This window comes from Kitasatospora sp. NPDC058048, assembly GCF_042885555.1.
Lineage (GTDB): Bacteria > Actinomycetota > Actinomycetes > Streptomycetales > Streptomycetaceae > Kitasatospora > Kitasatospora lactacystinica.
On sequence record NZ_JBHVRT010000015.1, the window covers coordinates 136555 to 160426 of the forward strand.

Here is a 23872-nt window from a genome sequence, read left to right on the forward strand (position 1 = left end):
TTTTTCGGCACACCGTACTGCCCCGGCCCCCCGGGGCCCGCCCCCCACCCAACACCCCGTGGGTTGTGTAATGTGGCCCCGGCTTTCTTCCCACTCCCCCACAACAACCGCACGCAGGCCCGGCCGACAGACGAAGCCCACAGAAGAGACACGTCTGCCGGCGAGCACCGGGCAGCTCGGCACTGGGAATCGCCATCCGCCCAAGGCCAGGCGCCCGACGAGAGCTTCGAGTTCAAGCCCTTCCTCGACATTGGAAGTCGGCCCCGCCGACTTCCAATGCGCTCACCCCTCCCCATCCGCCAGCAGCCTGCGGCCGACTCTGCCCCCACAACCCGCGACAGCCGCGGGAGAGGCGGGCCTGCCGACGAGGGCCGGACGGATCGGCACGGGAATCAGCGTCAGCCGGGCCCAGGTCGCGGACGAGGGCTTCGGCTCCGCTCCATGCCTCGACGCCGGAAGTCGGCCGGGCCGACTTCCGGCGCCCGGCGAACGGTCCCCGCAGCTGGGGTAGCGCGTGGCGTTGCGGCCCCGCGCACGGGAAGCCCGGCCCCTCCAGCGGGGCGGCTCAGCCGGCGATTCCTGGGAACGGGCCGGGGAGTGGGAAGTCGGCCCCATCGACTTCCCGTGCAGGGCAGCGGCCGTGCCAGATGCACAGAGCAGCGGACCGACCAGCGAACGACCGACGAGCGGCCAGCGGCCAACACGCCCCGCGCACAGGAAGTCGACCCCGCCGACTTCCCGTGCGCTCGCCCGGCCCCGCCGACGAGCGCCGGCACCGGGGCCGGGACCGGCCGCGGCCACCGGCCCGCTTCGCCTCCCGCGCGCCGCGCAAAAGTCGGCCCCGCCGACTTCCTGTGCGCGGGGGCGGCCCAAGTCAGGCCTGGAGGGCGGCGGGCAGGGCGGTGAGGGTGTGCAGGACGTGGATGCCGTCGTCGACCGGGGCGGTGCGGGTGGCTGTGCGGTCGAGCCAGAAGGGGTGCAGGCCGGCGTTGCGGGCGCCGAGGGCGTCGAGGTCGTAGTTGTCGCCGACGTAGGCGACTTCGTGCGGGGGCAGGCCGAGGCGGGCGCAGCCGGTCCAGAAGATGGCGGGGTCGGGTTTGGCCTCGCCGGGCCGGTCGGAGCCGACGAGGGCGGTGTCGTCGAAGTGGTGCAGCAGGCCGGTGGCGTGGAGTTTGGGGCGTTGCTGGTCGATCGGGGCGTTGGAGACGACCCCGAGGCGGTGGGTGGGGGCGAGGGCGGCGAGGGTGGGGGCGGCGTCGGGGAAGGCGGTCCAGGCGGCGTTGCGGTGGGCGGTGTAGCCGGCGAACCAGGCGGCGGCGGTCTCGTCGGGCATGGTGCTGGTGTCCTCGCCGAGGCGGGCGAGGAACTGGCGGGCGCGTTCGCGCTGTTGACCGGCGAAGGTCAGTTCGCCGGCCAGGAAGCGGGCGTACTGCTCCCGCATGACCTCGCGCCACAGCGTCACGGCGCTCTGCGGGTCGGGGACGCGGTGCAGCAGGTCGAGGTGGTGCAGGTGGGCGAGGATGCCTGCCTGTTCCGAGCCCGAGTAGTCGAACAGGGTGTCGTCGACGTCGAAGATCACACCTCTGATCGGCACGGTCCGTCCTTCCGCTGGTTCCGTCCGGGTCGGCCCGGCCACGTACGGACCCTATGCGGTCCGCGGCGCCCCGGTCCCGCCCCCGTCCGCCCCGTCCCCGTGGACCGCCCCGTCGGCCAGGCGGTGGCGGGCGGCGGTCAGGAACTCCTCGGACAGTGCGGTGTCGTCGCTGGCGCGGGCGAGCAGCAGTGCTCCGACCATGGTGGACAGGTCGGCGAGGGTCTCCTGCCGTCCGGCGCCTTCGGGCAGTTCGGCCAGGGCGTCGACGAGTTCGCGCAGTCCGGCGGTGTAGGCGGTGCGCAGGGGGGAGCCGGGTTCGGTGCGGGCGGCGTCGGCGGCCAGGGCGGCGGCGCAGCCGTGGCCGGGGTGGTCGCGGTGGGGTTCGGACAGGTAGCGGTCGAGGAACTCGGCGCGGGGGGTGCGGTCGTCGCCGGACCGGTCGGCGGACTGGTCGGCGGACTGGTCGCCGGGCCGGTCGGCGAGTCGTTCCATGGCTTCGCGGCGTTCGGTGAAGGCGGCGGCGAGGGCTTGGGCGAGGAGGTCGTCCTTGGAGGCGAAGTGCCGGTAGAAGCCGCCGTGGGTGAGTCCGGCGGCGGCCATCGCCTCGGGGACGCTGACCTGGTCGGGGCCCTTCTCCCGGATCAGGCGGGCGGTGTGGTCGATGACGCGGCGGCGGCTGCGTTCGGCCTCGGCGCGTGAGACGCGGGGCATGCCGCGGCTCCCTTCCTCGTGTCGGACGGCGGTGGTGTTCCCGGGTGTGTTCCCGGGTGGTGCTCCCGGGGTCCACTTTCCCATCCCATTTAGATGATGGTAATAATCTAAACGCTGCGGCGCCGCCAGTCACGGCCGGTGCCGCCCCACGAGCGAGGAGATGCGCATGACCGTGATCGAAGGCTCCACCGTCCTGGTGACCGGGGGCCTGCGCGGCCTGGGCCGGGCGTTCGTCTCGGAGCTGCTGGCGCGCGGCGCGGGGAAGGTCTACGCCACCGCCCGCACCCCCGCCCCCGGCGCCGGCGGCGACCCGCGGGTGGAGGTCCTCGCCCTGGACGTCACCGACGACGCCTCGGTGGCCGCCGCGGCCGCCACCGCCGACGACGTCGACATCGTCTTCAACAACGCCGGCGTCCTGTACCCGGGGCCGCTGCTGACCGGTGACCTGGAGGAGGTCCGGGCCACCTTCGAGACCAACGTCCTCGGCCCGCTGCGCGTCGCCCGGGCGTTCGCGCCGGTGCTGGCCGCGCGCGGCGGGGGCGCAGTGGTGGACGTCCACTCGCTGCTGTCCTGGGGGGCGGGCGCCGGGGCCTACGGGGCGTCCAAGGCGGCGCTGTGGTCGCTGACCAACTCCCTGCGCCTGGAGCTCGCCGCCCAGCACACCCAGGTCCTCGGCGTGCACCTGGGTTTCGCGGACACCGACATGGTCGCGGCCCTCCCGGTCGAGAAGGTCCCGCCGGCCGAGGTCGCCCGGATCGTGCTGGACGCCCTGGCGCGCGGCGAGAGCGAGGTCCTCGTCGACGAGGCCACCCGGGCCGTCAAGGCCGCCCTGTCCGGACCGGTGGAGGGCCTCACCGTGCGCATCGGCCGCTGACCCCCGCGCCGGGACCGACACGCACCGACGCACACCGACACCGGCACGCACCGACATCGACACCGACACCGAGGAGCACACCCCATGCCGCTGTGGCACGTCTACCACCCTCCCGGCACCTACACCCCCGAGCAGAAGCGTCGACTGGCCGGCGACGTCACGGGGTTCTACACCCGCATCGGGCTGCCGAGGTTCTACGTCATGACCCTCTTCCACGAGATCGCCGCCGACTCCTTCCACGTCGGCGGCGAACCGGACGACAGCGCGGTGCGCATCGTGGTCGAGCACATCGCCCGCCACAACGCGGACCCGCGGGCGCGCCGGCACACCCGTGAGAGCCTCGCCGCCCTCCTCGCACCCCACACCGCCGAGCGCGGCCTGTACTGCGAGTTCCACATCGACGAGACGCCCCAGGACCTGTGGATGACGGACGGCATCGCCCCGCCCCCGCCCCGCAGCGAGGCCGAACGCGCGTGGGCCCGCGAGAACCGGCCCCTGCCCTACTGACCCCGCTGCACCGCACCGCCCTCACCGCCGCTGGGAGGCGGTACGGCGGAGCGGGAGGCCCACCGGCACGGGCCTCCCGCTCCGCCGCTTCACCGTGCGCACACCACCTGCCGGCACCGGAAGCCGACGGACCGTCCGCCGTGTCGGAGGCGGGCGCCGAGGTCCCTCCCGGGATCGCACGACAGCACGGAGGAGGAGCGGGTGCACGCGGTGGTCACCGCCACCGCTCCCGCGCTCGCGCCCAAGCTCTGGTACGGGATGCCCGCCTACGCGCCGGAGAGCAGGGTGGTGTGCTTCTTCCAGAGCGCGGAGAAGTTCAAGTCCCGCTACGCCACGCTGGGTTTCAGCGACCGGGCGCAACTGGACGAGGGGCCGATGTGGCCGGCGTACTTCGCGCTGACGGAGGTGACGGCCGAGGTGGAGGAGCGGAGCAGCGGAACAGGACCCGGGGACTCAGGACCTCGGGGACTCAGGGGATCAGGCGTCGAAGCGGATCTCGGGCCAGCGGGGCGAGGGGGCGTCGAGCAGGGGGGCGGGGACGGCGCGCAGGTGGAGGCCGAAGTAGGCGGTGAGGTAGGCGCGTTGGGCGGCGACGGCGCGCTGGGGGTCGCCGGTGCCGAGGAAGTGTTCCAGCTGGTCGGCGGGCCAGGCGAAGACGCTCTGGCCCTGGGGGACGAGGAGTTGGAGGTCGCAGTAGGACAGGTGTCCTGAGCGGGTGAGGGTCAGGCGGCGGCGCCAGCCGGTCAGGTGCGGCCACAGGGTGTCCCACATGGCGTCGCGGGCGGGGCTGTCCCAGGTGGAGGCCATCAGCAGCAGGGGGCGGTCCTGGTTGGCGGTGGCGCTGGTGCCGAACAGGGGGCCGTCCAGGACGGCGCCGGCGCGGATGCGCGGGTCGTCGTGCAGGGCCTGGGCGGTGGTGGCGCCGCCCATGGAGTGGCCGAACATGCCGACGGCGTCGAGGTCGAGGGCGGTGTGGAGGCCGGCGGGCAGCGGGCCGTTTTCGAGGCGGTCGAGCAGGCAGCGCGCGTCGGCGGCGCGGTAGGCGACGATCTCGGCGTCGGTCATCGCCTGGACGCGGGCCTTGTCGCGCACTTCGAGGCGGTGGCCGGGGAATTCGACCTCGCCGGCGTCGTAGGTGTGGTCGACGGCGGCGACGACGTGGCCGTGGGAGGCGAGTTCCTCGGCGAGGGCGGTATTGAAGGCGCTGTCGGCGCCGGAGCCGTGGGAGTTGAGGACCACGGGGTGGCGGCGGCTGCGGTCGGCGGGCGCGTCCGGGCGGGCGTGGGTGGTGGGCCAGGCGAGGCGGGCGTCGGGGACGGCGAAGTAGGCGGCCTGCAGGTGGGCGGTCTCGGCGGGGCTCATCCACGGCGCGTACGGGCCCCGGGCGCCGGGCGCGGCCGGGTACCAGAGGCGGGCGCGCAGTTCGCGCGGGCGCGGCACGGGGGCCCAGGCGTCGGTGCGGGTGGTGTCGGTCAGGTACAGCAGGGCGGTGCCGACGGGGTGGGGACCGGTGGGCGCCGGCAGGCACAGGCGGGGCTCCCCCGCGCCCCCGCCCGGCGCGGTGCCGCCCGGCGCGCTGTCGGCACGCGCGGGCCCGGCACCGGTGACGGCGGCGGTGGCGGCGGTGGCGGCGGTGGCGGCGCCCAGGGCGAGCGCCCCGAGGACGCCGCGGCGGCCGAGCGGACGGTCGAGCGGGCGATCGGACGGGCGATCGGACGGACGGGAGAGCGGGCGGGAGAGCGGATGCTCGGACGGGCGCTCGGGCTGGGATCCGGTCATGGGCGTGGCTCCTGCGGCGGGTCGGGCGGCGGCACGACGGCGGGGTGCGCCGGTGGGCGGTGCGCGCCGGTGGGCGGGGTACGCGTCCACCGTGCCGACCCGGCCCGCCCGGGCGCGTCCGCCCGCGGCAGGAGCCGCCCGGGGGGCCTTACGTCCGCGGGCCTACGCCTGCGGCGGCAGCCGCGGCACTCCACCCCCTAGGGGTCAACCTTGGCCTACCGTACGGGAGTTGACCGGCCCGCCAGGAGCGCGTCGAGCAGGCCGGGGAAGCGGGCGTCGAGGTCGGCGCGGCGCAGGCTGACGAAGCGGTTGCGGCCGGCGACGCGGGTGGTGGTGACGCCGGCCTCGCGCAGCACCCGCATGTGGTGGGAGACGGTCGACTTGTGGAGGTGGTCCAGGCCCAGGACGCGGGGGTCGCAGGAGTGCTCGGCGTCGTCGGCGTAGCTGAGCAGCAGGGTCATGCGCACGGGGTCGCCGAGGGCGTGCAGGACCGTGACGAGGTCGATGTCGGCGGTGGCGGGCTGGGGAAGCCGCTCGTCGTCGCTCATGGCGCACGCTCCTCGGGGCCGCGGGGAACCGCGGGGGAAACGGATGGTTTGACAATCATCCACCCATCCCCGAGTGTTTGACGAGCATCAAACAGTTGCATGTCCATCCAACAATTGGTTTTCCTTGCGCCCCGGGGGGCCCTGCCGTGCCCGTACGTCTGCTCCTGCTCGCCCTCGGCACCTTCGCCATGGGCACCGACTCGATGGTCTTCGCCGGCATCCTCGGCCCGATCTCCGCCGACCTGGGGGTGTCGGTGCCGGCCGCCGGCCAGCTGGTCACCGTCTTCGCGCTCGGCTACGCGCTGCTGGCCCCGGTGCTGGCCACGCTCACCGCCCGCTGGCCGCGCCGGCGCCTGCTGCTGACCGCGCTCGCGGTGTTCAGCGCGGCCAACGCGCTCAGCGCGCTCGCCCCCACCTACGGGCTGCTGCTGGCCACCCGCGTCCTGGCCGCGGCCGGCGCCGCCCTCTACACGCCGACCGCCAACGCGGTGGCCACCACCCTGGTCGCCCCCGAGCGGCGCGGACGGGCGCTGGCGACCGTGCTCGGCGGGATGACGGTGGCCACCGCGCTCGGCGTGCCGCTGGGCACCTGGGTGGGACGCGCCGACTGGCGGATGACGATGTGGCTGGTCACCGCGCTGGGCCTGGCCGCCCTCGCGGGCCTCGCCCTCCTGCTGCGCGACCTGCCCGCCCCCACCACCGCCCCCACCCTCAAGGCGCGCCTGGCGCCGCTGGGCCGGCGCCGGGTCCTGGGCGCCGCGGCCACCACGCTGGTGTTCTTCCTCGCCTTCCAGAGCGTCTACATCTTCCTGTCCACCGCGATGGCCGGCGCCACCGGCGGCGACGCCGACCGGCTGAGCCTGATCCTGCTGACCAGCGGCGTGATGTCGGTGGCCGGCAGCTGGCTGGGCGGGCGCCTGGTGGACCGGATCGGGGTGCGGCGGGTGCTGCTGGCCGGCTCGGCGGTGGCCGCGCTCGCGTTCGCCGCGCTGCCGTGGCTGGGGCTCGGCATGCCGGGGGCGCTGGCGTACGCGGTGGTGGTGCCGATGGCGGGGTGGGCGGTGTCGGTGGCGCTGCCGCACCGGCTGGCGTCGATCGATCCGGTGAACGCGCCGCTGCTGATCTCGCTGAACAGCAGTGCGCTGTACCTGGGGACGGCGGCGGGGGGTGCGGCGGGGTCGGCGGCGATCGCGGTGCTGGGCGGGCGGTGGTTCCCGTTCGCGGCGGCGGTGCTGGCGCTGGTGGCGTGCGCGGTGGCGGCGGCGACCACGCGCGACGAGCGCCGGCCCGCGCCGGGCCCGGAGCGGGCGCAGCCGGCGGGCGCCTGAGCGGGCCGCAGCGGGCCCGGCAGGCCCGGGCGCGCGCCCGGGCGGGCGCCCGGGGCGTCGTCGCCGACCGGCCGGTGACCGGGATCGTGTCACGGCACCGGGTTCGCCGTCCGCCACTGCGCCATCTGCCGGCGGAACTTGGGGCATTGGACGATGTCCTCCTGGCCGCATCCGAGGGCGTGGGTCAGGAGCTGGTGGGCGTGGTCGAGATCGACCATGCGCTGCTGGATCTCGGTGATCTTGGCGCGGATCATGACCTCCCGGCGCGGCTGCTCCCGCTGGAACTCCCCGATCTCGGCCAGGCTCAGCCCGGCCTGTTGGAAGGTGCGCAGTACGGTGATCCGTTCGGCGGCCTCGGGCGGGTAGCGCCGCTGCCCGCCCTCGCGCTCGGGCGCGGGCAGCAGGCCGTGGCGCTCCCAGTACCGGATGGCCGAAGCCGGCACCTCGGTGATCTCGGCGAGTCGGCCGATCGTCATGCGCGTGTTCCGCTGCACCTTCCGCTGCTCCTGCTCCTCGTCGGCCCGGGCGTTTGACTTGAACCTTAGTTCAAGCTGAAGAGTGGCCGACACGTGGACGGCGGCGAACAAGAGCCGCCGGCAGCACACTTGGAGGTACCGCCATGAGCGACGGGGACGTACGCGGACAGCTGGCCGGACAGCTGGTGGAGGCCGCGGAGAAGCTCTTCGCGGCCGGGGTGATGTCCCACTCGGGGCACGCCAACCTGAGCGCCCGGCTCGACGGCGAACGGCTCCTGCTGACACCGGGGTTCGTCCGCGGCCTGAAGCCCGAACAGCTGGCGACCGTCGGTTTCGACGGACAGGTCCTCGACGGCGCGCTGCGGTCCGTCAGCGCCGAGATCATCGCCATGCACAGCGCCGTGTACCGGGCCCGCCCGCACGTGGGCGCGATCATCCACACCCACTCGCCCTCCGCGACCGCCTTCGCCGTGGCCCACCGGCCGCTGCCCTGCCGCACGGAGCCGATGCTGCGCTTCGGACAGGCCGAGGAGGTCCCCGTGGTCCCCTGGGGACCTCGCGGATCGGACGTGTCGGTGCGCGGGATCGCCGACGTGCTGCGGCGGCGCCCGACGACGGCCGCCGTCCTGCTGGCCAACCACGGCCTCCTGGTGTTCGGCCCGGACTCGGCGGCCACCGCCCACCTCGTGGTGGCGATCGAGGAGAGCGCCGAGGCCGAGATCGCCGCCGCGGCGATCGGCGGGGCCGTGGACTTCCTCCCGGGCGCCCAGGAGGCCGTGCGCGCCGCGATCGCGCGGGTCGCGTCATGACGGACGACACCCTCGACTCCCGCACGCAGGCCGTGCGCGACCGCTACCGCTCCACCCTCGCGACCGTTCCCGCCGGGGTGCAGGAGCGGCTGCGCCTGGCCCGGGAGTTCGGCCGGCTGCCGACCGAGGAGGCGCTCGCGGAGCTGCGCCACATCGTGCTGACCGACAGTCCGCTGGGAGCGCGGGTGCAGCAGCTCGTCCACTTCGGGCAGCTGCTGGCCCTCGGCCGGGCACACCCCGCCCGGATCCACGCCCGGGGCGCGCTCCATGCCGGGGCGGGCATCACCGATCTCATCGGCGTCGCCGAGACCGCGCTGATCACCGCGGGGGTGCCGGCGTACGCACTCGGCACCGAGATCATCGCCGAGCTCCTGCCGCACGCGGGCGACGCCGGCGGGCGGGCCCCGGATCCCGCCGGCCCCGCCCCCGCCCCCGGCCCCGGGCCGGACCGGCCGGAACCCGGCGGTCGCGTCCGCGAGGACGGCGGCGTCCGATAGGAACGCCCGGGAGAACGGCGCCGCCCCGACCCGGCGGGCCCGGCAGGTGCGCCCGGGAGGTGCCGGGGGTGCCCCGGTCCGGCGGAAGGTGCCGGGGCGCCCCGGTCCGGCGGAAGGTGCCGGCCCGGGGCCGCCCGGTGCGGGGGTCAGCCCCGCAGGACCTCGCCGACCAGGGCGCGGGCCTCGTCCTGGACCCGGGCGAGGTGTTCGTCACCGTGGAAGGACTCGGCGTAGATCTTGTAGACGTCCTCGGTGCCCGAGGGGCGGGCGGCGAACCAGGCGTTCTCGGTGCAGACCTTGATGCCGCCGATCAGGGCGCCGTTGCCGGGGGCCTTGGCGAGGACGGCGGTGATCTTCTCGCCGGCGATCTCGCCGGCGCCGACCCGTTCCGGGGACAGGCGGGCCAGGCGGGCCTTCTGCTCGCGGTCGGCGGGGGCGTCCACGCGGGCGTAGGAGGGGGCGCCGTGGCGCTCGGTCAGTTCGCGGTAGTGGGCGCTGGGGGTGGCGCCGGTGACGGCGGTGATCTCGGCGGCCAGCAGGGCGAGCAGGATGCCGTCCTTGTCTGTGGTCCACACCCCGCCGTCGCGGCGCAGGAAAGAGGCGCCGGCGCTCTCCTCGCCGCCGAAGCCGATCGAGCCCTCCAGCAGACCGTCGACGAACCACTTGAAGCCGACCGGGACCTCCACCAGGGTGCGGCCGAGGTCGGCGGCGACGCGGTCGAGCATGGAGGAGGAGACCAGGGTCTTGCCGACGCCGGCGTCGCCGGGCCAGTCGGCGCGGTGGCGGTAGAGGTAGTCGACGGCCACCGCGAGGTAGTGGTTGGGGTTCATCAGGCCGCCGTCGGGGGTGACGATGCCGTGGCGGTCGGCGTCGGCGTCGTTGCCGGTGGCGATGGCGTACTCGTCCTTGCGGCCGATGAGGGAGGCCATCGCGGCCGGGGAGGAGCAGTCCATGCGGATCCTGCCGTCCCAGTCGAGCGTCATGAACCGCCAGGTCGGGTCGGTCACCGGGTTGACGACGGTCAGGTCCAGGCGGTGGGTCTCGGCGATGCGCGCCCAGTAGGCCACCGAGGCCCCGCCGAGCGGGTCGGCGCCGATGCGCAGGCCCGCGTCGCGCACCGCGTCCAGGTCCAGGACGGAGGGCAGGTCCTCGACGTAGGCGGTGAGGTAGTCGTGGCGCCCGGTGGTGGCGGCGGCCAGCGCCCGCGCGTAGGGGACCTTCTTGACGCCGCGCAGGCCCTCGCGGATCAGCTCGTTGGCGCGGTCCTGGATCCAGCCGGTGGCCTGGGAGCCGGCCGGGCCGCCGCTGGGCGGGTTGTACTTGAAGCCGCCGTCGCGCGGCGGGTTGTGCGAGGGGGTGACCACGATGCCGTCGGCCAGCGCGCGGGGGCTGCGCCGGTTGTGGGCGAGGATCGCGTGGGAGACCGCCGGGGTGGGGGTGTAGCCGTCGGCGGCGTCGATCAGCACCTGAACGCCGTTGGCGGCCAGCACCTCCAGGGCGGTGGCCCTGGCGGGCTCGGACAGGGCGTGGGTGTCGGCGCCCAGGAACAGCGGGCCCGCGACGCCCTGTTCGGCCCGGTACTCGCAGATCGCCTGCGTGGTCGCGGCGATGTGGTCCTCGTTGAAGGCCGCGTCCAGCGACGAGCCCCGGTGCCCCGAGGTCCCGAACGCCACCCGCTGCCCGGGCTCCTGCGGGTCCGGGTTCAGCGCGTAGTACGCCGTCACCAGCCGCGCCACGTCCACCAGGTCACCGGGCTGCGCCGGCTGCCCGGCCCGTGCGTGTGCCATCCGTCTTCTCCCGCCGAAAGTCGGTACTCGCGATACGTCGTCGCTCCGCGCTCACCGATCGTAGCCAGAACGCGACCGTGCCCCGAACCGCGCGAACGGCCCGGGGCACCGCGGACGGACGGGCCCGGACCCGAACGGACGGGCACGGGCGCGGGCGGCAGGGCTCAGGCGGGCAGTTGCTGGCGGTGGGCCGCCAACTCCTCGGCGGTGGTGGTGGCGAGGAACTCCGTCACCCGGTACTCGGTCAACCCGGCCCGCACGAACGGGTCGGTGGCCACCAGCGCCTCAATGCCGGCCCGGTCCGGTCCCACCGCGAGGATCACCCCGCCGTCGCGCGGCACCTTGCGCCCCGAGGCGAGGAAGGTGCCCGCCGCGTAGTGCTCCCGGAGCCACTCGATGTGCTGGGGCAGCACGGCGTCGATCGACTCCACGTCGGCGGTGTACGTCAGCTCAAGTACGAACATGCGGCCCAGGCTAGACCCCGGGTCACGGCCCGCCTCCCGTGCCTCCGCGGCTCCGGCCCCGCGGCGCCCGGCCGGGAGGGTGCCGACCCCCATCCTGCCAGGTCGGGCAAGGGTTCGGTAGGACGCAGCCCACCCTTCTTCCGCCTTGCCGCGCGGCGGTGCGCGCCCGCAGACTCGTGCGCATCCCCTTCCGCGTCCCGCGCCGACCGTCCTTTCCAGGGCGGCCGGCGCGCACGGCGTGCTGCCCCCGCACAGGGGGCGGCGGGCGGACGGGGGAACCACACGAACGACGAAGGGGGACGGGCGCGATGAGCGTGCACGAGGACATGGTGCTGAAGGCCCGGGTGCGGCTGCTGAGCCACAACGAGCGGATCCTGCGCGGCGAGGAGGGCCTGTGGGTGTACCGGGCGCTGTTCGCCGTCAGCCCGGCCGCCCACGCCTACAAGCTGGCGTTCGTCCTGCGGGAGGCCGCCGAGGGGCCGCGGGTGGCCCACCTGCCCGGGGCGCGGCAGGCGCTGCTGGACGAGGCGCGGGCGGCGTGCGCGCACGTTCCCTCCCACGCCCCCGCCCACCAAGTGCGGATGTGGGAGTACCCGATGGCCGAGCTGCGGCGCATCGAGCAGCAGATCACCGGTGCACGCCAGTAGGTGATCACCCGATAGTTGCGGTACAACAATCCCTATTTGACGACTGATCGGAGAAATTCTGATATGAGCAGGTCAGGACTGTCGCGCCGCGCCCTCCTCACCTCGGCCGGCGCCGGGGCCGTCACCGCCGTCATCGGCTGGAACACCGCCACCGCCGCCTGGGCCACCGAGGCCGACGCGGACACCGGCGCGGACACCGGCGCCGACATCGCCCGGCTGCCCGCCCTGGACGGCACGGTGACCCTGCGGGGCGAGGGCCTGGAGCGCTTCTCCGGCGACTTCGGACACCTCGTCACCGCCGGGCCCCGGGCGGTGCTGCGCCCCGGCTCGGTGCGCGACGTGCAGCAGTTGGTCGCCTTCGCCCGCCGCCACCGCATCCCGGTGGCCGTCAACGGGCAGAGCGGGGACCTCGCGCAGCTCGGCGAGGCCGGACTGGAGTCGCACTCCAGCTACGGCCAGGCCAACCCCCGCGGCGGCGTCGCCATCGACGCCCGCGGCCTGTCGAAGGTCGTCTCGGTGCGCCCGGGGCGCGCCGTGGTCGAGGCCGGGGCGACCTGGGCGCAGGTCACCGAGGCGGGCCTGGCCGCGGGCTGGGTGCCGCCGGTGCTCACCGACTACCTGCACCTGTCGGTGGGCGGCACGCTGAGCGTCGGCGGCATCGGCGGCGGTGTGCAGCGCCACGGCATGCAGGTCGACAACGTGCTGGAGCTGGACGTGGTGACCGGCACCGGCGAGCTGGTGACCGCCTCCCCCACCCGCAACCGCGAGCTGTTCGAGGCGGTGCTGGCCGGCGGCGGCCAGGTCGGCGTCATCGTGCGCGTCACCCTCGCCCTGGTGCGGGTGCCCGAGCGCGCCCACGTCTTCTCGCTGTACTACGACGACCTGGACGCCTACCTCGCCGACCAGGAGAAGGTGCTGGCCCGGCGCCGCTTCGACTTCCAGGTCGGCGACGTGGTGCGCAGCGCGGACGGTTCGCGCTGGCGCTACAAGGCGGAGCTGGTGGCGTTCACGGACGCCGGGCGGGCGGTGGACCGGGCGGCGCTGCTGGCGGGGCTGGCGCCGGTGGACACGGAGGTGGTGGAGCAGAGCTGGCGGGAGTACGCCTACCGGGTGGACGGCTTCTCGGGGTACCTGCGGGCGGCCGGGTTCTGGGCGCTGCCCAAGCCGTGGCTGAGCGTGTTCCTGCCGGCGTCCACGGCGCGGGCGTTCATGGCGCGGGCCGCCGAGGTGCTGACCGCCGCCGACCTGGGGGCGGGGCTGCTGCTGTTCTACCCGTACCTGCGCTCGAAGGTGAAGGCGCCGCTGGCGGTGCTGCCGGGGCGGGAGGAGGTGGGCTGGCACTTCGACCTGCTGGCCTTCCCGGGGCCGGGGTCGGACACGGCGGCGATGCTGGAGCGCAACCGGCTGCTGTACGACCTGGCGGTGGAGCTGGGTGGCAAGCGGTACCTGATCGGGGCGGTGCCGGGGATGACGCGCGCGGACTGGCAGCGCCACTACGGGGGGCTGTGGGAGCGGGTGGTGGCGGCCAAGCGGCGCTGGGACCCGGCGGGGATCCTCACTCCGGGGCAGGGCATCCACGCGTCCTGACGCGCCTGACGCGCCCTCGGGCCGCCCGCGTCACGGCGGGCGGCCCGGCGGGGGCCGACGGGGCCGGGCGGCCGGGTGGCCGGGCGGGGGCCGGGTGGCCGGGTGCTCAGGTGATCTCCATCTGGGCCATCATGCCCATCGCGGAGTGGTCCAGCAGGTGGCAGTGGTAGGGGTAGCGGCCGCGGTAGGAGTCGAAGGTGGCCTGCAGGCGCACGCTCTCGCCGGGCATCAGGCGCACGGTGTCCTTGAGGCCCGACTCCTCGGGGCCGGGGGCCCGGCCGTTGCGCTGGAGGACGCGGAACTGCACCAGGTGCAGGTGGAAGTTGTGCGGGATGTCGGTGTTGGCGTTGTGGACGGTCCAGATCTCCGAGGTGCCGAAGGCGACGGCGGCGTCCACCCGGGCCGGGTCGTACACCTTGCCGTCGATCAGGCCGCGCGGGGCGGCGCCGGCGCCGCCCTCCTCGACCTTGAGCACGACGGTGCGCTCGCGGGCCACCGGTCCCGGCGGCGCCAGGGTGCGCAGCCGGTCGGGGACGGAGGAGGGGTCGGGGGCGGGGCGGCCGACGTCGAAGCGCAGGACCTGGCCGATGTGTTCGGCGGGGCCCGGCGGCATGGAGTTGGTGAGCACGACGCTCGTGCCGGGGCGGTAGCGGGAGAAGTCGATGACGACGTCGGCGCGCTCGCCGGGCGAGAGGTCGACGGTGTCGGTGGTGTGGGGGCGTTCCAGCAGGCCGCCGTCGGAGCCGATCCAGGTGATGGGGCCGCCGTCGGCCAGGCGCAGGGAGAAGAAGCGCAGGTTGGAGGAGTTGAGCAGGCGGATGCGGTAGCGGCGGGCGGCGACGTCGACCTTGGGCCAGGGGCGGCCGTTGGCGAGGATGGTGGCGCGTCCGGCGGCGTCGTCCATGCGGTAGACGAGGTTGCCGGAGGCGTCGAAGCGGGCGTCGCGCAGCGCGATGGGCAGGTCGTAGCGGCCCGAGGGCAGCGGCAGGGCGGCCTCGGTGGCGTCGGTGAGCAGGTAGGTGCCGGCCAGTCCCCGGTAGACGTGCTCGGACTCCAGGTGGTGGGCGTGGTCGTGGAACCACAGGCTCGCGTGGGGCTGGTCGTTGGGGTAGGTGCAGGTGCGGGTGGCGCCGGCGTTCAGCAGGTTCATCGGGCCGCCGTCGCTGTCGACGGGGACGGCGGAGCCGTGCAGGTGGACGGAGACCGGGTCGTCCAGCAGGTTGGTCTGGCGCACGATCACCGGCCGTCCGGAGCGGGCGCGGATGACGGGGCCGGGGAAGGCGCCGTTGTAGGTGAGGACGTCGGTGCGGTGCCCGGGCAGGATGCGGGCGAAGGAGCGCAGCATGGTCACCGCGTAGGTGTCGGCGCCGCCGTCGGTGGAGACGGGGCTGAGCACCGGGGGCAGCGGCAGGGCGGTGGTGAACTTCGGGGCGAGCGCGGGGCCGGCGTCGGGGCCCGGGTCGGGGGCGTCGGCGCCCGCCGGGTGGGCGTGCCCCGCGTCCTGCGCGTCCTGCGCGGCGGAGGCGGCGGAGGTGGCGGAGGCGGCCGGGTGCTGGGTGGTGCGCACGAGCAGGACTCCTCCCCCGGTCGCCAGGGCGGCGCCGATCATCCTGCGTCTGGTCACCATCGCGTCTCTCCTCCCGTGTGGGCTCCCCGGCCTCGCCCGGGTGGGTCGGGGCGGCCTCGTCCGGGTGGGCTCGCCCGGCCTCTCCCGGGTGGGGGCGGCCTTGTCCGGGGGTGATTGCAGCAGCGCCCGCTGGGGCCGCGCTGGGGTCCGGCTGGGGCCGCGGGCGGCGCCCTTCGGGCCGGTGGGGGGCGGTGCGGGTGGGGCCGGCGGGCGCCGCGGTGGGTGAGCTGCGGGTGTTGCGGGCGCCTTGCGCGGGGCCGCCACCGTGGCTGCGGACGCGGTCGAGGAACGCTCAAGGACTCGGCTCGCGGTGAACGCTCGTACTCGCCGGGGGCCCGGCGTGCTGCTCACCCGCGCGCCGGCCCCCCGTCTGTCGATGGACTCGAAGGGGAAGGGCCGGAGCGTGGACCTGCGGTACTGGCTGCCGAGGGCGGCCGAGGTGGCCGAGCGGTGGGGCGAGCGGTTCGGGCCGCTGCGGCCGCACCCCTCGCACCTGGTGGACGAGGCGGACTTCGCCGCCGCGTTCGAGCGCTTCGCCAAGCGCCTGGAGCACAACTACCCGTTCTTCCACCCGCGTTACGCCGGACAGATGGTCAAGCCCCCGCACCCGGCGGCGGTCGTGGGCTACCTGACGGCGATGCGCTTCAACCCCAACAACCACGCCTACGAGGGCGGGCCGGCCACCAACGACATGGAACGCGAGTGCGTCGCGCAGCTCGCCGCCATGTTCGCGCTGCCCGCGCACGTGGGCCACCTGACCAGCAGCGGCACCATCGCCAACCTGGAGGCGCTGTACGTGGCGCGCCAGAGCCACCCCGGCCTCGGTGTCGCCCACAGCGCCCAGGCCCACTACACCCACAGCCGGATGTGCCACGTCCTGGGCGTCGAGAGCCACGCGGTGGCGGCCGACGCCGAGGGCCGGATGGACGTCGGCGCGCTGGAGGAACTGCTGCGCACCGGGCGGGTGGGCACGGTGGTCGTGACCTGCGGCACCACCGGGCCCGGCGCCGTCGACCCGGTGCACGAGATCCTCCCGCTGGCCCGCCGCTACGGGGCGCGGGTGCACGTGGACGCCGCCTACGGCGGGTTCTTCGCGCTGCTGGCCGCCGACGAGGCGCTCGCGGCCTCGCTCGGGGTGGACACCGCGCCGTGGCGGGCCGTGGCCGGCTGCGACTCGGTGACCGTCGACCCGCACAAGCACGGCCTGCAGCCCTACGGCTGCGGGGCGGTGCTGTTCGCCGACCCCGGCATCGGGCGGCACTTCGCCCACGACTCCCCGTACACCTACTTCACCGACGCCGAACTGCACCTGGGCGAGATCAGCCTGGAGTGCTCGCGCGCCGGGGCCTCGGCCGCCGCGCTGTGGCTGACCCTGCAGCTGCTGCCGCTCACCCCCGAGGGCCTGGGCGCAGGGCTGGCCGCGAGCCGGCGCGCCGCCCTGGCCTGGGCCGAACTGATCGACACCAGCGAGGAGTTGACGCTTCACCAGCGACCGCAGCTGGACATCGTCACCTACTTCCCCACCGTCCCCGGGACGCCGGCGCCCGCGCTGTCGGCGATCGACGCCGCCAGCGAGCACGTCCTGCGCCGGGGCATGGCCGACGAGCGGGACCCCGTCTACCTGAGCGTGCTGCGCGTGGACGCCGCCGACTTCACCCGCCGCCACCCCGGCGTGCGCGCGGACGCGGGCGGGGCCCGGGTGCTGCGCAGCGTGCTGATCAAGCCGGAGGCGGAGGAGTGGGTGGAGCCGCTGCACGCGCGGGTCACCGCCCTGGCCGCCGCGGCCGCCGGCCGGTCACCCGACGCGGCCGGTACGGCCGACGTGACCGCCGCACCCGACACCACCGGTACCACCGATGCCACCGATGCCACCGTTGACCCGCCTTCCCCTTCGTCCGCCCCCTCGTTCGAGGAGAGTGCCCGTTGACCACCACCACCGCCCTGCCCGCCGCCGCGGGCACCGCCCTGCGGCCCGCCGTACGGCCCGCCGTGCGCCCGGCCCGCCCGGGCGAGGAGGACGCCCTCGCCCACGTGCTCGCCGCCGCCTTCGCCGACGACGCGCTGATGCTCTGGGCCTTCCCCGACCCCGGCCACCGCGCCCGCGCGATGCCCGCCTTCTTCCGCGTCCACGTCGAGCAGTGCCTGGCCCACCGGGGCGCCCTGGTCGCCCACCGGGCCGCCGGCGACGGCGCCGCCCGGGACGGCGAGCCGCTGGGGGCGCTGCTGTTCCTGCCGCCCGGCCACTGGGACGACCCCGGCCCGCAGGACGGCGCCGCCACCCGGGCCCTCGCCGAGGCGATCGACGCCGCCGGCCACGACGGGCCCGCCCGCCGCCTGGCCGCCATCACCCGCCTGCAGACCCTGCGCCACCCGCGCCACCGCTCCCACCACTACCTCGCCTTCGTCGGCGTGCACCCCGACGCCCGCCGCACCCGCACCGGCCGGGCCCTGCTGCACGCCTTCCTCGCCGAGGTCGACGCCGCCGGCCAGGCCGCCTACGCCGAGACCAGCTCCCCCGGCGGGGCCCACCTGCTCGCCGGCGGCGGCTTCACCCGCTTCGGCGAGGCCATCGCCCTGCCCGGCGGCGGCCCCCGCCTGGCCCCGGTGTGGCGGGGGCCCCGATGACCGCCCCCGCCCTGCCCGCCGCCCCCGCCGTGTCCTCCTTCTCGGCGCTGCGCCTGTACAGCGCCGGACAGATCGACGCCGGCCACGCCGCCGAACGCCCCGAGGCCGCCGAGACCCTCGCCTGGGCGCGGGCCTTCCTCACCACCGCCCACCCCGACCTCGGCCGCAGCGGCCCGGTCTGCCCCTACACCCAGCCCTCGCTGCGCCGCGGCCTGTTCCACATCGCCGTCGCCGACGGCCCCCCCGACGGGGACCTGCCCCTCCTGGTCGCCGAACTGCGCGCCCGCTACGACGCGTTGCTCGCCGCCCTGACGGAGGAGTCCGAGCGCGAACTGCTCACCGTCCTGCTGGTCATGCCCCAGCTGGACCGCGAGGACTCCACCGTGCTGGACGAGCTCCAGCGCAAGGCCAAGGACGAGTTCGTCGAACAGGGCCTGATGATCGGCCAGTTCCACCCGGTCTGCGAGGAACCCGGCCTGTGGAACCACGCCTTCAGGCCGCTGCGCGCCCCCGTCCCGCTGCTCGCGGTGCGCAAGCTCCTGGTCTTCGACCTGCCCTTCCTCGCCGGCGACGAGACCCACCTGAACCACTACCTGGCCCGCTTCGCCCCCGAGGTCCCCGCCCGCATCCGCGCCCAGCTGGTCACCAGCGTCCGCGCCCGCCGGCACAACGCCGCCGCCTGACCCCCCTCCCCCGCGCGCGCGGAGCCGGCCGGCGCCCGGCTCCGCGCGCGCCCCTTCACCCCGGGCCGGTGCCGTGGGGCCGGCCCCTGAACGTCCGCCGAACGCCTGGCCCACCGGCTCACCGCGTGCCCTCGGACGGGTGACACCCCTCGGACGGTTCCGCCTCGCCGCATCAACGGCGAGGCGGAGTTCACCGACAGTGCCCCTTCGGGAGGGCGGGGGCGCGTCGCCGTGTGTCCGGCCGTCGGCTACCCGAACGGCAGCACCGCGGTACTGCGCCCGCACAGGACACGCGAGTAATCGGCCGCCCCGTCACCCACGTTCCGGTAGTTGAGCACCGGGTCACCCGCGGCGACCAGGACGGTGGCGCACCCCAGGCACCATGGTCGCGGGGGATCCACGTCCAGGTCCTCGATGACCGCGTCCACTGTGCGGCACTCGGCGCAGATCGGCATGCTGCCGCCCTCCTCACTCGCTCAGGCCCAGGTGGAGCCGCACACGGTACAGCCCCAGCGGCCGTCCATCGTCTGGTAGGTGGCTCCCGACCCGCAGATCGGGCACGCCATGGCGGACGTGGTCCGGTCGCTGTTCGGCACGTTACCGGGCTGCCGGGCGCCGTGGGTCGGGTTCGGGGTCTCGGGGCGGTCGAGCAGCAGGGCTGCACTCATGACGCACTCTCCTCCGGACGAGGATCGGAATGGGGGTGCGCCCGGCCGGGGCACTCACCAGGCTTCCCGGTCGGCGGCCGCACGGGGAGGCCCAGGGGCGCTCCCGCACGCCGTGTGCGTGCCTCGCACACCCTGTGCGTGCCCTGCCCATGGGTGCGGTCCTGTCGGTACGGTGGCGGCCCCGTGCAGTCGGAAGGGGCGCCGTGTCACGTCATCGTCGACTCGGGACGGTCATCAGGGCCGCCCGGTGTGCACAGCGGATGACGCAGGCCCAACTGGGCCAGGCATGCGGCTACTCGGCGTCCGCGATCAGTCGGGTGGAGGCGGGACTGCTGCGGCCGGCCGAGGAGTCACTCCCTCGGATTGCCCAGGTGCTGGGGATCTCGCTTGACGCCCTCGACCTCGGCCGACCGGCTACGCTGGCGCGAGATGTGACCCCGGATCAGGAGGACGCCATGCTCCGCAGGCAACTGCTCGTGGCGGGCATGGCGGCGGCCGGGACATCGATGCTCCCGTCGACGGCAACCGCCGCAGCACACCCGGATGCGTCGGCCCGGATCGTCGGGGCACTGTACGACCCGACGGAGTCGGCACCTGTGTCACTGCAGCAACTCGGCCTGGCACTGGCCTCGGCGCGCACGCAGTTCACGGCGGCCCGCTACGAGGATCTCGGTGCCGCTCTCCCCGGCCTGTTGGGTACTGGCGAGGCGACGCGGAACGCCTTGTCCGGCCGGGCCCGGGAGGAGGCGCACGCCGCCGTTGCCCGCGCCTGGGTGCTGGCAACGGAGCTCGCCTTGAAAGGACATTCCGAGGTGGCCTGGCCGGCTGCGGATCGGGCCCTGGCTGCGGCACAGGCCAGTGGCGACCCCGTGGTCCGGGGGGAGGCGGCCCGGGTCCTCGCGATCACTATGCGGCGTGCCGGGCGCCCTGGCGCGGCGGTCGACTTCCTGCGCCGCACCGCGGGCTCGCTCGAACAGGACCGGAGCGACGTGGCCCAGGCGGTGGCGGCAACGCTGCTGTTGACGGGCGCCTACACGGCCGCATGCGGCCGGCGCCGCGCCGATGCTCTTGACCTGATGGCGGGCGCCGAGGATGCGGTCGACCGTCTGGCCTCTGCCGATACCAGGCCTCCGAGTCCGCTGTTCACGGTCGACGCCACCAGAGCCCAGGCCGACCTGTACCGGATCGGCGTGCACACCGCGCTGGGCACTCCCGACGAGGCCGTGCCGTACGCGGCGCGGATCGTCCCGGACCGGCTGCCGACAGCGGAGCGCCGGGCCCGGTACGGCACGGACTGCGCACGCATGTGGCATCACCTCGGCGACCACCGCCGCACGGTCGTCGCGCTCCGGTTCACGGAGCAGGTCGCACCGGAGGAGGTCCGCCGTCCTGCCGTGCGAGCGCTGACGGCGGACCTGCTGTATGCGCCGGTGACGGTGGCCGGCGTGCGGGCGCTCGCCGCGCGAACAGGCGTGTCGTAGGGACGTCGAGCGCCTGCCATGCAGGTCAGGGGTGCGGGTCGGGGCGGTGCCCGGCGATTTCCTTGCGGCCCCGCGCGGGGCGGCGGCAGGAGGTTGGGTAGCCTCCGGGGATGGTCTCCTCCCCCCGTGCCGTCCGGCCCGCCACGCGGCTCGTCGACGGGCTCGTCCACGCCTACGCCCCGCACGCCGGCGCCGTGGGCGTGCTGTCCCCGGTGGCGGCCTTCCGGCCCCTGCCGGGGGACGAGGTCGTCGGCCACGCCGTCGCCGCCGACCTGGGCCGCGCCCACTACACCACGCCGGACGCGGCCGTCTGCGTGGGGGCGGACGGCACGCAGCTGTGGCGCTCGCGGTTCGAGCCGGAGGCGGACGAGGTCTTCGGCCACCGGCCCGGCTGCGAACTGTCCCCGGACGGGCGGGTGCTGTGGGTCTACCGGCCCGACGCCATGGCCGGCCGCGGCCGCCCGGACCAGTGGGTCGCCATGGACGCCGCGACCGGGACCGTCCTCGCCCGGGCCGACCTGGAGACGGTCGGGCACGGCGCCGTGCAGCGGGCGCACCCGGCGAGCGGCCAAATGCTCCTCAACGTCGGCGAGGGGCAGGACGGCACCGTGATCCACCGCGCGTCGCTGACCGGCGGCCGGATCGAACTCGTCCGCTACCCCTGGGACGACCGGTGCCTCATCGACCTGTCACCCGACGGCCACCGGTTCCTGACCGTCGACCACGCCCAGAACGACCTCGCCGTCCACGCCTTCCCCGGCGGCGACGTGCTGTTCACCCGCACCGCCGCCGACTTCGGGCACGACCCGGACACGGTCTTCCTGGAATGGAGCGGCGGCCACCTGAGCGCCGACACCGTCGTCGCCACCCTCGTCGGCCAGGACGAGGACGAGGAGGACTGGTTCCGCCACTACCGCCTCGACGCCCGCACCGGCCGCGTCCACGGCGATTTCGACGCCCGCACCACGGACCCGTACGACATCCACCCGCTCGGCGACGGCTCCTGGCTCACCACCGGCCCCGACGGCCACCCCGTGCGCCACACCGACGCCTGACCTGCGCCCGACCGGCGTCCTGACCGGCGTCCTGACCGGCGCCCGACCGGCGTCCTGACCGGCGTCCTGACCCGGCCCGCTGCCGGGCCCGTTCACCGGGCCGTACGGGCGGCGGCGCGTTCGTAGATCGCGCCGCCGGGGATGTACCAGCCCGCCTTCTTGCGGACCGCCGGGCTCGGGTCCCGGTCGTGGGAGGCCCGCAGGGCGGCCACGGCCCGGGGCTCGGTGCGGGCGAAGCGGCCGACGAGCTCGGCGGCCATGGCCCGCACGCCCGGATCGGGATCGTGGGCCAGGTGGCGCAGCCCGGGTTCGAGGACCCGGTCCGCGCCCGGTGCGCACGTGTCGCCCTTGCACCGGTCGCAGGCCAGGGCGTGGAAGGCGGCGGTCCTCACCCGGGCGTCCGGGTCGTCGGCCATGGCGACGAGCTGGTCCATGGACTCGGTGTCGACCAGGTGGTCCAGCAGCCGGCAGCAGCCCTCCCGCACGGCCGCGTTCTCGTGGGACAGGCCCGCCCGCACGGCCCCGAGCGCGTCCTGCCCGCGGCGCAGCAGTTCCCGGTAGGCGGCCACCGTGCGCTGGGGGTCGCCCAGGCAGGAGACGAGGGCTTCGTTGTCGGTGCTGACGAATCCGAGCATGCGCCCAGTGTCGGGCCGCAAAGCGGCGCCGGGCAAAGGGATTTACCGCCCGACGCCACCGCCCGACGCCACCACGGGCCGCCACCGCAGGCCGGCGCCGCCGCCGTTCCCCGCCCGGTTCCCGCGACCGCGGCGAACGGCCCGCCCGGGTGGGCGCACGCCAGGCCCGCCCGGGGTTCATATGCCATATTGCGGACATGGTCCCGACGGAAGGCATGTCATGAGGTTCGCGGTCATCGGCGGTACCGGGCTGATCGGCTCGCAGGTCGTCGAAGATCTGAACGCCGCCGGGCACGAGGCGGTACCGCACTCCAAGTCCACCGGAGCCGACGTCATCAGCGGCCGGGGCCTGACCGAGGCGGTGGCGGGGGCCGACGTCGTCGTCAACCTGACGAACTCCCCGACCTTCGACGAGGCCTCCCTCGACTTCTTCCGGACCTCGATGGAGAACCTTCTGGCCGCGGCCCGCGACGGTGGCGTCGGCCACTTCGTCATCCTCTCGATCGTCGGCGTGGACCAGGTGCCGGAGCTGGCCTACTACCGCGCCAAGGTGCTCCAGGAGGACATCCTCACGGCCGGGCCGATCCCCTACTCGATCGTCCGGGCGACGCAGTTCATGGACTTCGTGGACGCCGTCCTGTCCTGGACCGCCGACGGCGACACCGTCCGGTTGCCCGCCACGCCGGTCCAGCCGATCGCCTCCGCGGACGTGGCCCGTGCGGTGGCGGAGGTCGCGGCGGGCGCCCCGCTGGGCGGCATCCGCAACGTCGCGGGCCCCGAGATCTTCCCCCTGGACGAGCTGGGACGCATCACCCTGTCCCGCAAGGGCGACAGCCGTACCGTCGTCACCGACCCCACCGCCGGCATGTTCGCCGTCGTCAAGGGGGACGTCCTGACCGACCCGCGCGCCCGCCTCGCCCCCACCCGCTACGCCGACTGGCTCTCCTGACCCGCGCGCCCGGGCCCCGCACACCTGGGGGCCGCACCAACACGGGCGCGGACGCGGACGCGGACGTGGACGTGGACGTGGACGTGGCGACGGTCCCGGCGACGCGGCGTGCGCGGCAGGCCGGACCACCGGCCCCCGTCAGGCGGCCGGTGGTCCGGCGGCGGACAGGCGCAGTCTGAAGGGCGACCCGTCGGCGGTGGGCGTCCAGCCCTCGGTGCGCGCGGTCCGGATGCCCGCGGCGACCTCCCGCGGCATGACCACGTGGGCGGGCACCGCGTCCGGGGTGTGCCGGGTGGGCCGGCCGGTGTCCACGACGAGCGTCGTCGCGGGGTGGGCGGCGTCCTCCACCGCGTAGCCCAGGGTGCTGCCCTCGTAGTCGCAGCACCAGTGCTGCTTGGTGACGCGCCAGCGGTACGCCGTGCCGTCGACGACGATGCGGCGCGCGCCCTTCCTGGCCAGTGCCACGGTGCTGCCTCCCGGTGTTCGGCCCGGCGGCCCGGCGGCCCGTCCGCCTGCCGCTCTGCCGTTCTGCCGGCCTGTC

General features: G+C 75.2%; 25 protein-coding genes and 1 pseudogene. 14 read left to right on the forward strand and 12 right to left on the reverse strand.

Annotated features, from left to right (window positions below; genetic code table 11):
* Nucleotides 1–874 precede the first annotated feature (874 nt).
* Nucleotides 875–1594: an HAD family hydrolase gene (locus tag ACFVVA_RS18130; protein WP_387690613.1), complete on the reverse strand. Its 720-nt coding sequence runs from the start codon at nucleotides 1592–1594 to the stop codon at nucleotides 875–877.
* Nucleotides 1595–1645: 51 nt separating this feature from the next.
* The gene (locus tag ACFVVA_RS18135; RefSeq protein ID WP_387690615.1) at nucleotides 1646–2305 is read right to left on the reverse strand and encodes a helix-turn-helix domain-containing protein; all 660 of its coding nucleotides are present in this window, start codon (nucleotides 2303–2305) and stop codon (nucleotides 1646–1648) included.
* Nucleotides 2306–2471: 166 nt separating this feature from the next.
* Between ACFVVA_RS18135 and ACFVVA_RS18140 the strand changes: the two genes are divergently transcribed.
* From ACFVVA_RS18140 to ACFVVA_RS18150, 3 genes and pseudogenes are all read left to right on the forward strand, one after another.
* The gene (locus ACFVVA_RS18140; protein ID WP_387690617.1) at nucleotides 2472–3179 is read left to right on the forward strand and encodes an SDR family oxidoreductase; all 708 of its coding nucleotides are present in this window, start codon (nucleotides 2472–2474) and stop codon (nucleotides 3177–3179) included.
* An 84-nt stretch (nucleotides 3180–3263) separates the two neighbouring features.
* Entirely contained in the window at nucleotides 3264–3686 is a 423-nt protein-coding gene (locus ACFVVA_RS18145; protein ID WP_387690619.1) for a tautomerase family protein, read from the forward strand.
* Between the two features lie 180 nt (nucleotides 3687–3866).
* Nucleotides 3867–4115: pseudogene (locus ACFVVA_RS18150) on the forward strand (hypothetical protein); the annotation flags it as partial.
* Nucleotides 4116–4163: 48 nt separating this feature from the next.
* Here the strand turns inward: ACFVVA_RS18150 and ACFVVA_RS18155 are convergent.
* Together ACFVVA_RS18155 and ACFVVA_RS18160 are read right to left on the reverse strand one after the other, a co-directional pair.
* Nucleotides 4164–5465, reverse strand: coding sequence for an alpha/beta hydrolase family protein (locus ACFVVA_RS18155; RefSeq protein ID WP_387690621.1), 1302 nt, complete (start codon nucleotides 5463–5465; stop codon nucleotides 4164–4166).
* A gap of 215 nt (nucleotides 5466–5680) precedes the next feature.
* Nucleotides 5681–6013, reverse strand: coding sequence for an ArsR/SmtB family transcription factor (locus tag ACFVVA_RS18160; RefSeq protein WP_387690623.1), 333 nt, complete (start codon nucleotides 6011–6013; stop codon nucleotides 5681–5683).
* A 146-nt stretch (nucleotides 6014–6159) separates the two neighbouring features.
* On the opposite strand from ACFVVA_RS18160, the gene ACFVVA_RS18165 reads away from it, so the two are divergent.
* Nucleotides 6160–7341: an MFS transporter gene (locus tag ACFVVA_RS18165; RefSeq protein WP_387690625.1), complete on the forward strand. Its 1182-nt coding sequence runs from the start codon at nucleotides 6160–6162 to the stop codon at nucleotides 7339–7341.
* Between the two features lie 89 nt (nucleotides 7342–7430).
* Here ACFVVA_RS18165 and ACFVVA_RS18170 read toward each other — a convergent pair whose 3' ends face one another.
* Nucleotides 7431–7817 (reverse strand): MerR family transcriptional regulator, encoded by a 387-nt coding sequence (locus tag ACFVVA_RS18170; protein ID WP_387690627.1) that lies wholly within the window; start codon nucleotides 7815–7817, stop codon nucleotides 7431–7433.
* A 143-nt stretch (nucleotides 7818–7960) separates the two neighbouring features.
* On the opposite strand from ACFVVA_RS18170, the gene ACFVVA_RS18175 reads away from it, so the two are divergent.
* Nucleotides 7961–8626: a class II aldolase/adducin family protein gene (locus tag ACFVVA_RS18175; RefSeq protein WP_387690628.1), complete on the forward strand. Its 666-nt coding sequence runs from the start codon at nucleotides 7961–7963 to the stop codon at nucleotides 8624–8626.
* Entirely contained in the window at nucleotides 8623–9123 is a 501-nt protein-coding gene (locus ACFVVA_RS18180; protein ID WP_387690630.1) for a carboxymuconolactone decarboxylase family protein, read from the forward strand. The genes ACFVVA_RS18175 and ACFVVA_RS18180 overlap by 4 nt, the downstream gene beginning before the upstream one ends.
* 146 nt (nucleotides 9124–9269) lie before the next feature.
* Here the strand turns inward: ACFVVA_RS18180 and pgm are convergent, their stop codons facing one another.
* Nucleotides 9270–10910 (reverse strand): phosphoglucomutase (alpha-D-glucose-1,6-bisphosphate-dependent), encoded by a 1641-nt coding sequence (gene pgm / locus ACFVVA_RS18185; RefSeq protein WP_387690632.1) that lies wholly within the window; start codon nucleotides 10908–10910, stop codon nucleotides 9270–9272.
* Nucleotides 10911–11074: 164 nt separating this feature from the next.
* Nucleotides 11075–11374: a YciI family protein gene (locus ACFVVA_RS18190; protein WP_387690634.1), complete on the reverse strand. Its 300-nt coding sequence runs from the start codon at nucleotides 11372–11374 to the stop codon at nucleotides 11075–11077.
* Nucleotides 11375–11682: 308 nt separating this feature from the next.
* On the opposite strand from ACFVVA_RS18190, the gene ACFVVA_RS18195 reads away from it, so the two are divergent.
* A complete protein-coding gene (locus ACFVVA_RS18195) occupies nucleotides 11683–12021 on the forward strand; it encodes a hypothetical protein (protein ID WP_387690636.1) in 339 nt (112 codons plus the stop codon).
* Between the two features lie 63 nt (nucleotides 12022–12084).
* The gene (locus ACFVVA_RS18200; RefSeq protein WP_387690638.1) at nucleotides 12085–13608 is read left to right on the forward strand and encodes an FAD-binding protein; all 1524 of its coding nucleotides are present in this window, start codon (nucleotides 12085–12087) and stop codon (nucleotides 13606–13608) included.
* Nucleotides 13609–13714: 106 nt separating this feature from the next.
* Here the strand turns inward: ACFVVA_RS18200 and ACFVVA_RS18205 are convergent, their stop codons facing one another.
* Complete coding sequence (locus ACFVVA_RS18205) at nucleotides 13715–15235, reverse strand: multicopper oxidase family protein (protein ID WP_387690640.1); 1521 nt, start codon at nucleotides 15233–15235, stop codon at nucleotides 13715–13717.
* A gap of 403 nt (nucleotides 15236–15638) precedes the next feature.
* Between ACFVVA_RS18205 and ACFVVA_RS18210 the strand changes: the two genes are divergently transcribed.
* From ACFVVA_RS18210 to ACFVVA_RS18220, 3 genes are read left to right on the forward strand one after another with little or no spacing between them, the layout of a single operon-like run.
* On the forward strand, nucleotides 15639–17162 hold the full coding sequence (locus ACFVVA_RS18210; protein WP_387690740.1) for a pyridoxal phosphate-dependent decarboxylase family protein: 1524 nt from the start codon (nucleotides 15639–15641) through the stop codon (nucleotides 17160–17162).
* A complete protein-coding gene (locus tag ACFVVA_RS18215; protein ID WP_387690641.1) occupies nucleotides 17159–17860 on the forward strand; it encodes a hypothetical protein in 702 nt (233 codons plus the stop codon). Before ACFVVA_RS18210 ends, ACFVVA_RS18215 begins: the two co-directional genes overlap by 4 nt.
* Nucleotides 17857–18543 carry a DUF6875 domain-containing protein gene (locus ACFVVA_RS18220; protein ID WP_387690643.1) on the forward strand — a complete coding sequence of 229 codons (687 nt, stop codon included), beginning with the start codon at nucleotides 17857–17859 and terminating at the stop codon, nucleotides 18541–18543. Before ACFVVA_RS18215 ends, ACFVVA_RS18220 begins: the two co-directional genes overlap by 4 nt.
* Before the next feature lie 248 nt (nucleotides 18544–18791).
* On the opposite strand, the gene ACFVVA_RS18225 is transcribed toward ACFVVA_RS18220, so the two are convergent.
* Both ACFVVA_RS18225 and ACFVVA_RS18230 read right to left on the reverse strand, forming a co-directional pair.
* A complete protein-coding gene (locus tag ACFVVA_RS18225; protein ID WP_387690645.1) occupies nucleotides 18792–18998 on the reverse strand; it encodes a hypothetical protein in 207 nt (68 codons plus the stop codon).
* A gap of 21 nt (nucleotides 18999–19019) precedes the next feature.
* Complete coding sequence (locus ACFVVA_RS18230) at nucleotides 19020–19211, reverse strand: hypothetical protein (protein WP_387690647.1); 192 nt, start codon at nucleotides 19209–19211, stop codon at nucleotides 19020–19022.
* A 203-nt stretch (nucleotides 19212–19414) separates the two neighbouring features.
* On the opposite strand from ACFVVA_RS18230, the gene ACFVVA_RS18235 reads away from it, so the two are divergent.
* Together ACFVVA_RS18235 and ACFVVA_RS18240 are read left to right on the forward strand one after the other, a co-directional pair.
* Nucleotides 19415–20692: a helix-turn-helix domain-containing protein gene (locus ACFVVA_RS18235; protein ID WP_387690649.1), complete on the forward strand. Its 1278-nt coding sequence runs from the start codon at nucleotides 19415–19417 to the stop codon at nucleotides 20690–20692.
* A gap of 110 nt (nucleotides 20693–20802) precedes the next feature.
* Nucleotides 20803–21747, forward strand: coding sequence for a hypothetical protein (locus ACFVVA_RS18240; protein ID WP_387690651.1), 945 nt, complete (start codon nucleotides 20803–20805; stop codon nucleotides 21745–21747).
* 92 nt (nucleotides 21748–21839) lie between these two features.
* On the opposite strand, the gene ACFVVA_RS18245 is transcribed toward ACFVVA_RS18240, so the two are convergent.
* The gene (locus ACFVVA_RS18245) at nucleotides 21840–22382 is read right to left on the reverse strand and encodes a HEAT repeat domain-containing protein (protein WP_387690653.1); all 543 of its coding nucleotides are present in this window, start codon (nucleotides 22380–22382) and stop codon (nucleotides 21840–21842) included.
* 220 nt (nucleotides 22383–22602) lie between these two features.
* Here ACFVVA_RS18245 and ACFVVA_RS18250 point away from each other — a divergent pair, with 220 nt between their 5' ends.
* Entirely contained in the window at nucleotides 22603–23331 is a 729-nt protein-coding gene (locus tag ACFVVA_RS18250) for an SDR family oxidoreductase (protein ID WP_387690655.1), read from the forward strand.
* A gap of 138 nt (nucleotides 23332–23469) precedes the next feature.
* On the opposite strand, the gene ACFVVA_RS18255 is transcribed toward ACFVVA_RS18250, so the two are convergent.
* The gene (locus ACFVVA_RS18255) at nucleotides 23470–23796 is read right to left on the reverse strand and encodes a hypothetical protein (protein ID WP_387690656.1); all 327 of its coding nucleotides are present in this window, start codon (nucleotides 23794–23796) and stop codon (nucleotides 23470–23472) included.
* Nucleotides 23797–23872 lie beyond the last annotated feature (76 nt).

What these genes read in the sequence shown, in the direction of transcription:
- ACFVVA_RS18135 (WP_387690615.1), bottom strand. Translation starts at nt 2,305, where the DNA reads ATGCCCCGCGTCTCACGCGCCGAGGCCGAACGCAGCCGCCGCCGCGTC.
- ACFVVA_RS18205 (WP_387690640.1), bottom strand. Translation starts at nt 15,235, where the DNA reads ATGGTGACCAGACGCAGGATGATCGGCGCCGCCCTGGCGACCGGGGGA.
- ACFVVA_RS18225 (WP_387690645.1), bottom strand. Translation starts at nt 18,998, where the DNA reads ATGCCGATCTGCGCCGAGTGCCGCACAGTGGACGCGGTCATCGAGGAC.
- ACFVVA_RS18180 (WP_387690630.1), top strand. Translation starts at nt 8,623, where the DNA reads ATGACGGACGACACCCTCGACTCCCGCACGCAGGCCGTGCGCGACCGC.
- ACFVVA_RS18195 (WP_387690636.1), top strand. Translation starts at nt 11,683, where the DNA reads ATGAGCGTGCACGAGGACATGGTGCTGAAGGCCCGGGTGCGGCTGCTG.
- ACFVVA_RS18250 (WP_387690655.1), top strand. Translation starts at nt 22,603, where the DNA reads ATGAGGTTCGCGGTCATCGGCGGTACCGGGCTGATCGGCTCGCAGGTC.
- ACFVVA_RS18160 (WP_387690623.1), bottom strand. Translation starts at nt 6,013, where the DNA reads ATGAGCGACGACGAGCGGCTTCCCCAGCCCGCCACCGCCGACATCGAC.
- pgm (WP_387690632.1), bottom strand. Translation starts at nt 10,910, where the DNA reads ATGGCACACGCACGGGCCGGGCAGCCGGCGCAGCCCGGTGACCTGGTG.
- ACFVVA_RS18170 (WP_387690627.1), bottom strand. Translation starts at nt 7,817, where the DNA reads ATGACGATCGGCCGACTCGCCGAGATCACCGAGGTGCCGGCTTCGGCC.
- ACFVVA_RS18175 (WP_387690628.1), top strand. Translation starts at nt 7,961, where the DNA reads ATGAGCGACGGGGACGTACGCGGACAGCTGGCCGGACAGCTGGTGGAG.
- ACFVVA_RS18140 (WP_387690617.1), top strand. Translation starts at nt 2,472, where the DNA reads ATGACCGTGATCGAAGGCTCCACCGTCCTGGTGACCGGGGGCCTGCGC.
- ACFVVA_RS18190 (WP_387690634.1), bottom strand. Translation starts at nt 11,374, where the DNA reads ATGTTCGTACTTGAGCTGACGTACACCGCCGACGTGGAGTCGATCGAC.
- ACFVVA_RS18230 (WP_387690647.1), bottom strand. Translation starts at nt 19,211, where the DNA reads ATGAGTGCAGCCCTGCTGCTCGACCGCCCCGAGACCCCGAACCCGACC.
- ACFVVA_RS18220 (WP_387690643.1), top strand. Translation starts at nt 17,857, where the DNA reads ATGACCGCCCCCGCCCTGCCCGCCGCCCCCGCCGTGTCCTCCTTCTCG.
- ACFVVA_RS18145 (WP_387690619.1), top strand. Translation starts at nt 3,264, where the DNA reads ATGCCGCTGTGGCACGTCTACCACCCTCCCGGCACCTACACCCCCGAG.
- ACFVVA_RS18240 (WP_387690651.1), top strand. Translation starts at nt 20,803, where the DNA reads ATGGTCTCCTCCCCCCGTGCCGTCCGGCCCGCCACGCGGCTCGTCGAC.
- ACFVVA_RS18245 (WP_387690653.1), bottom strand. Translation starts at nt 22,382, where the DNA reads ATGCTCGGATTCGTCAGCACCGACAACGAAGCCCTCGTCTCCTGCCTG.
- ACFVVA_RS18200 (WP_387690638.1), top strand. Translation starts at nt 12,085, where the DNA reads ATGAGCAGGTCAGGACTGTCGCGCCGCGCCCTCCTCACCTCGGCCGGC.
- ACFVVA_RS18155 (WP_387690621.1), bottom strand. Translation starts at nt 5,465, where the DNA reads ATGACCGGATCCCAGCCCGAGCGCCCGTCCGAGCATCCGCTCTCCCGC.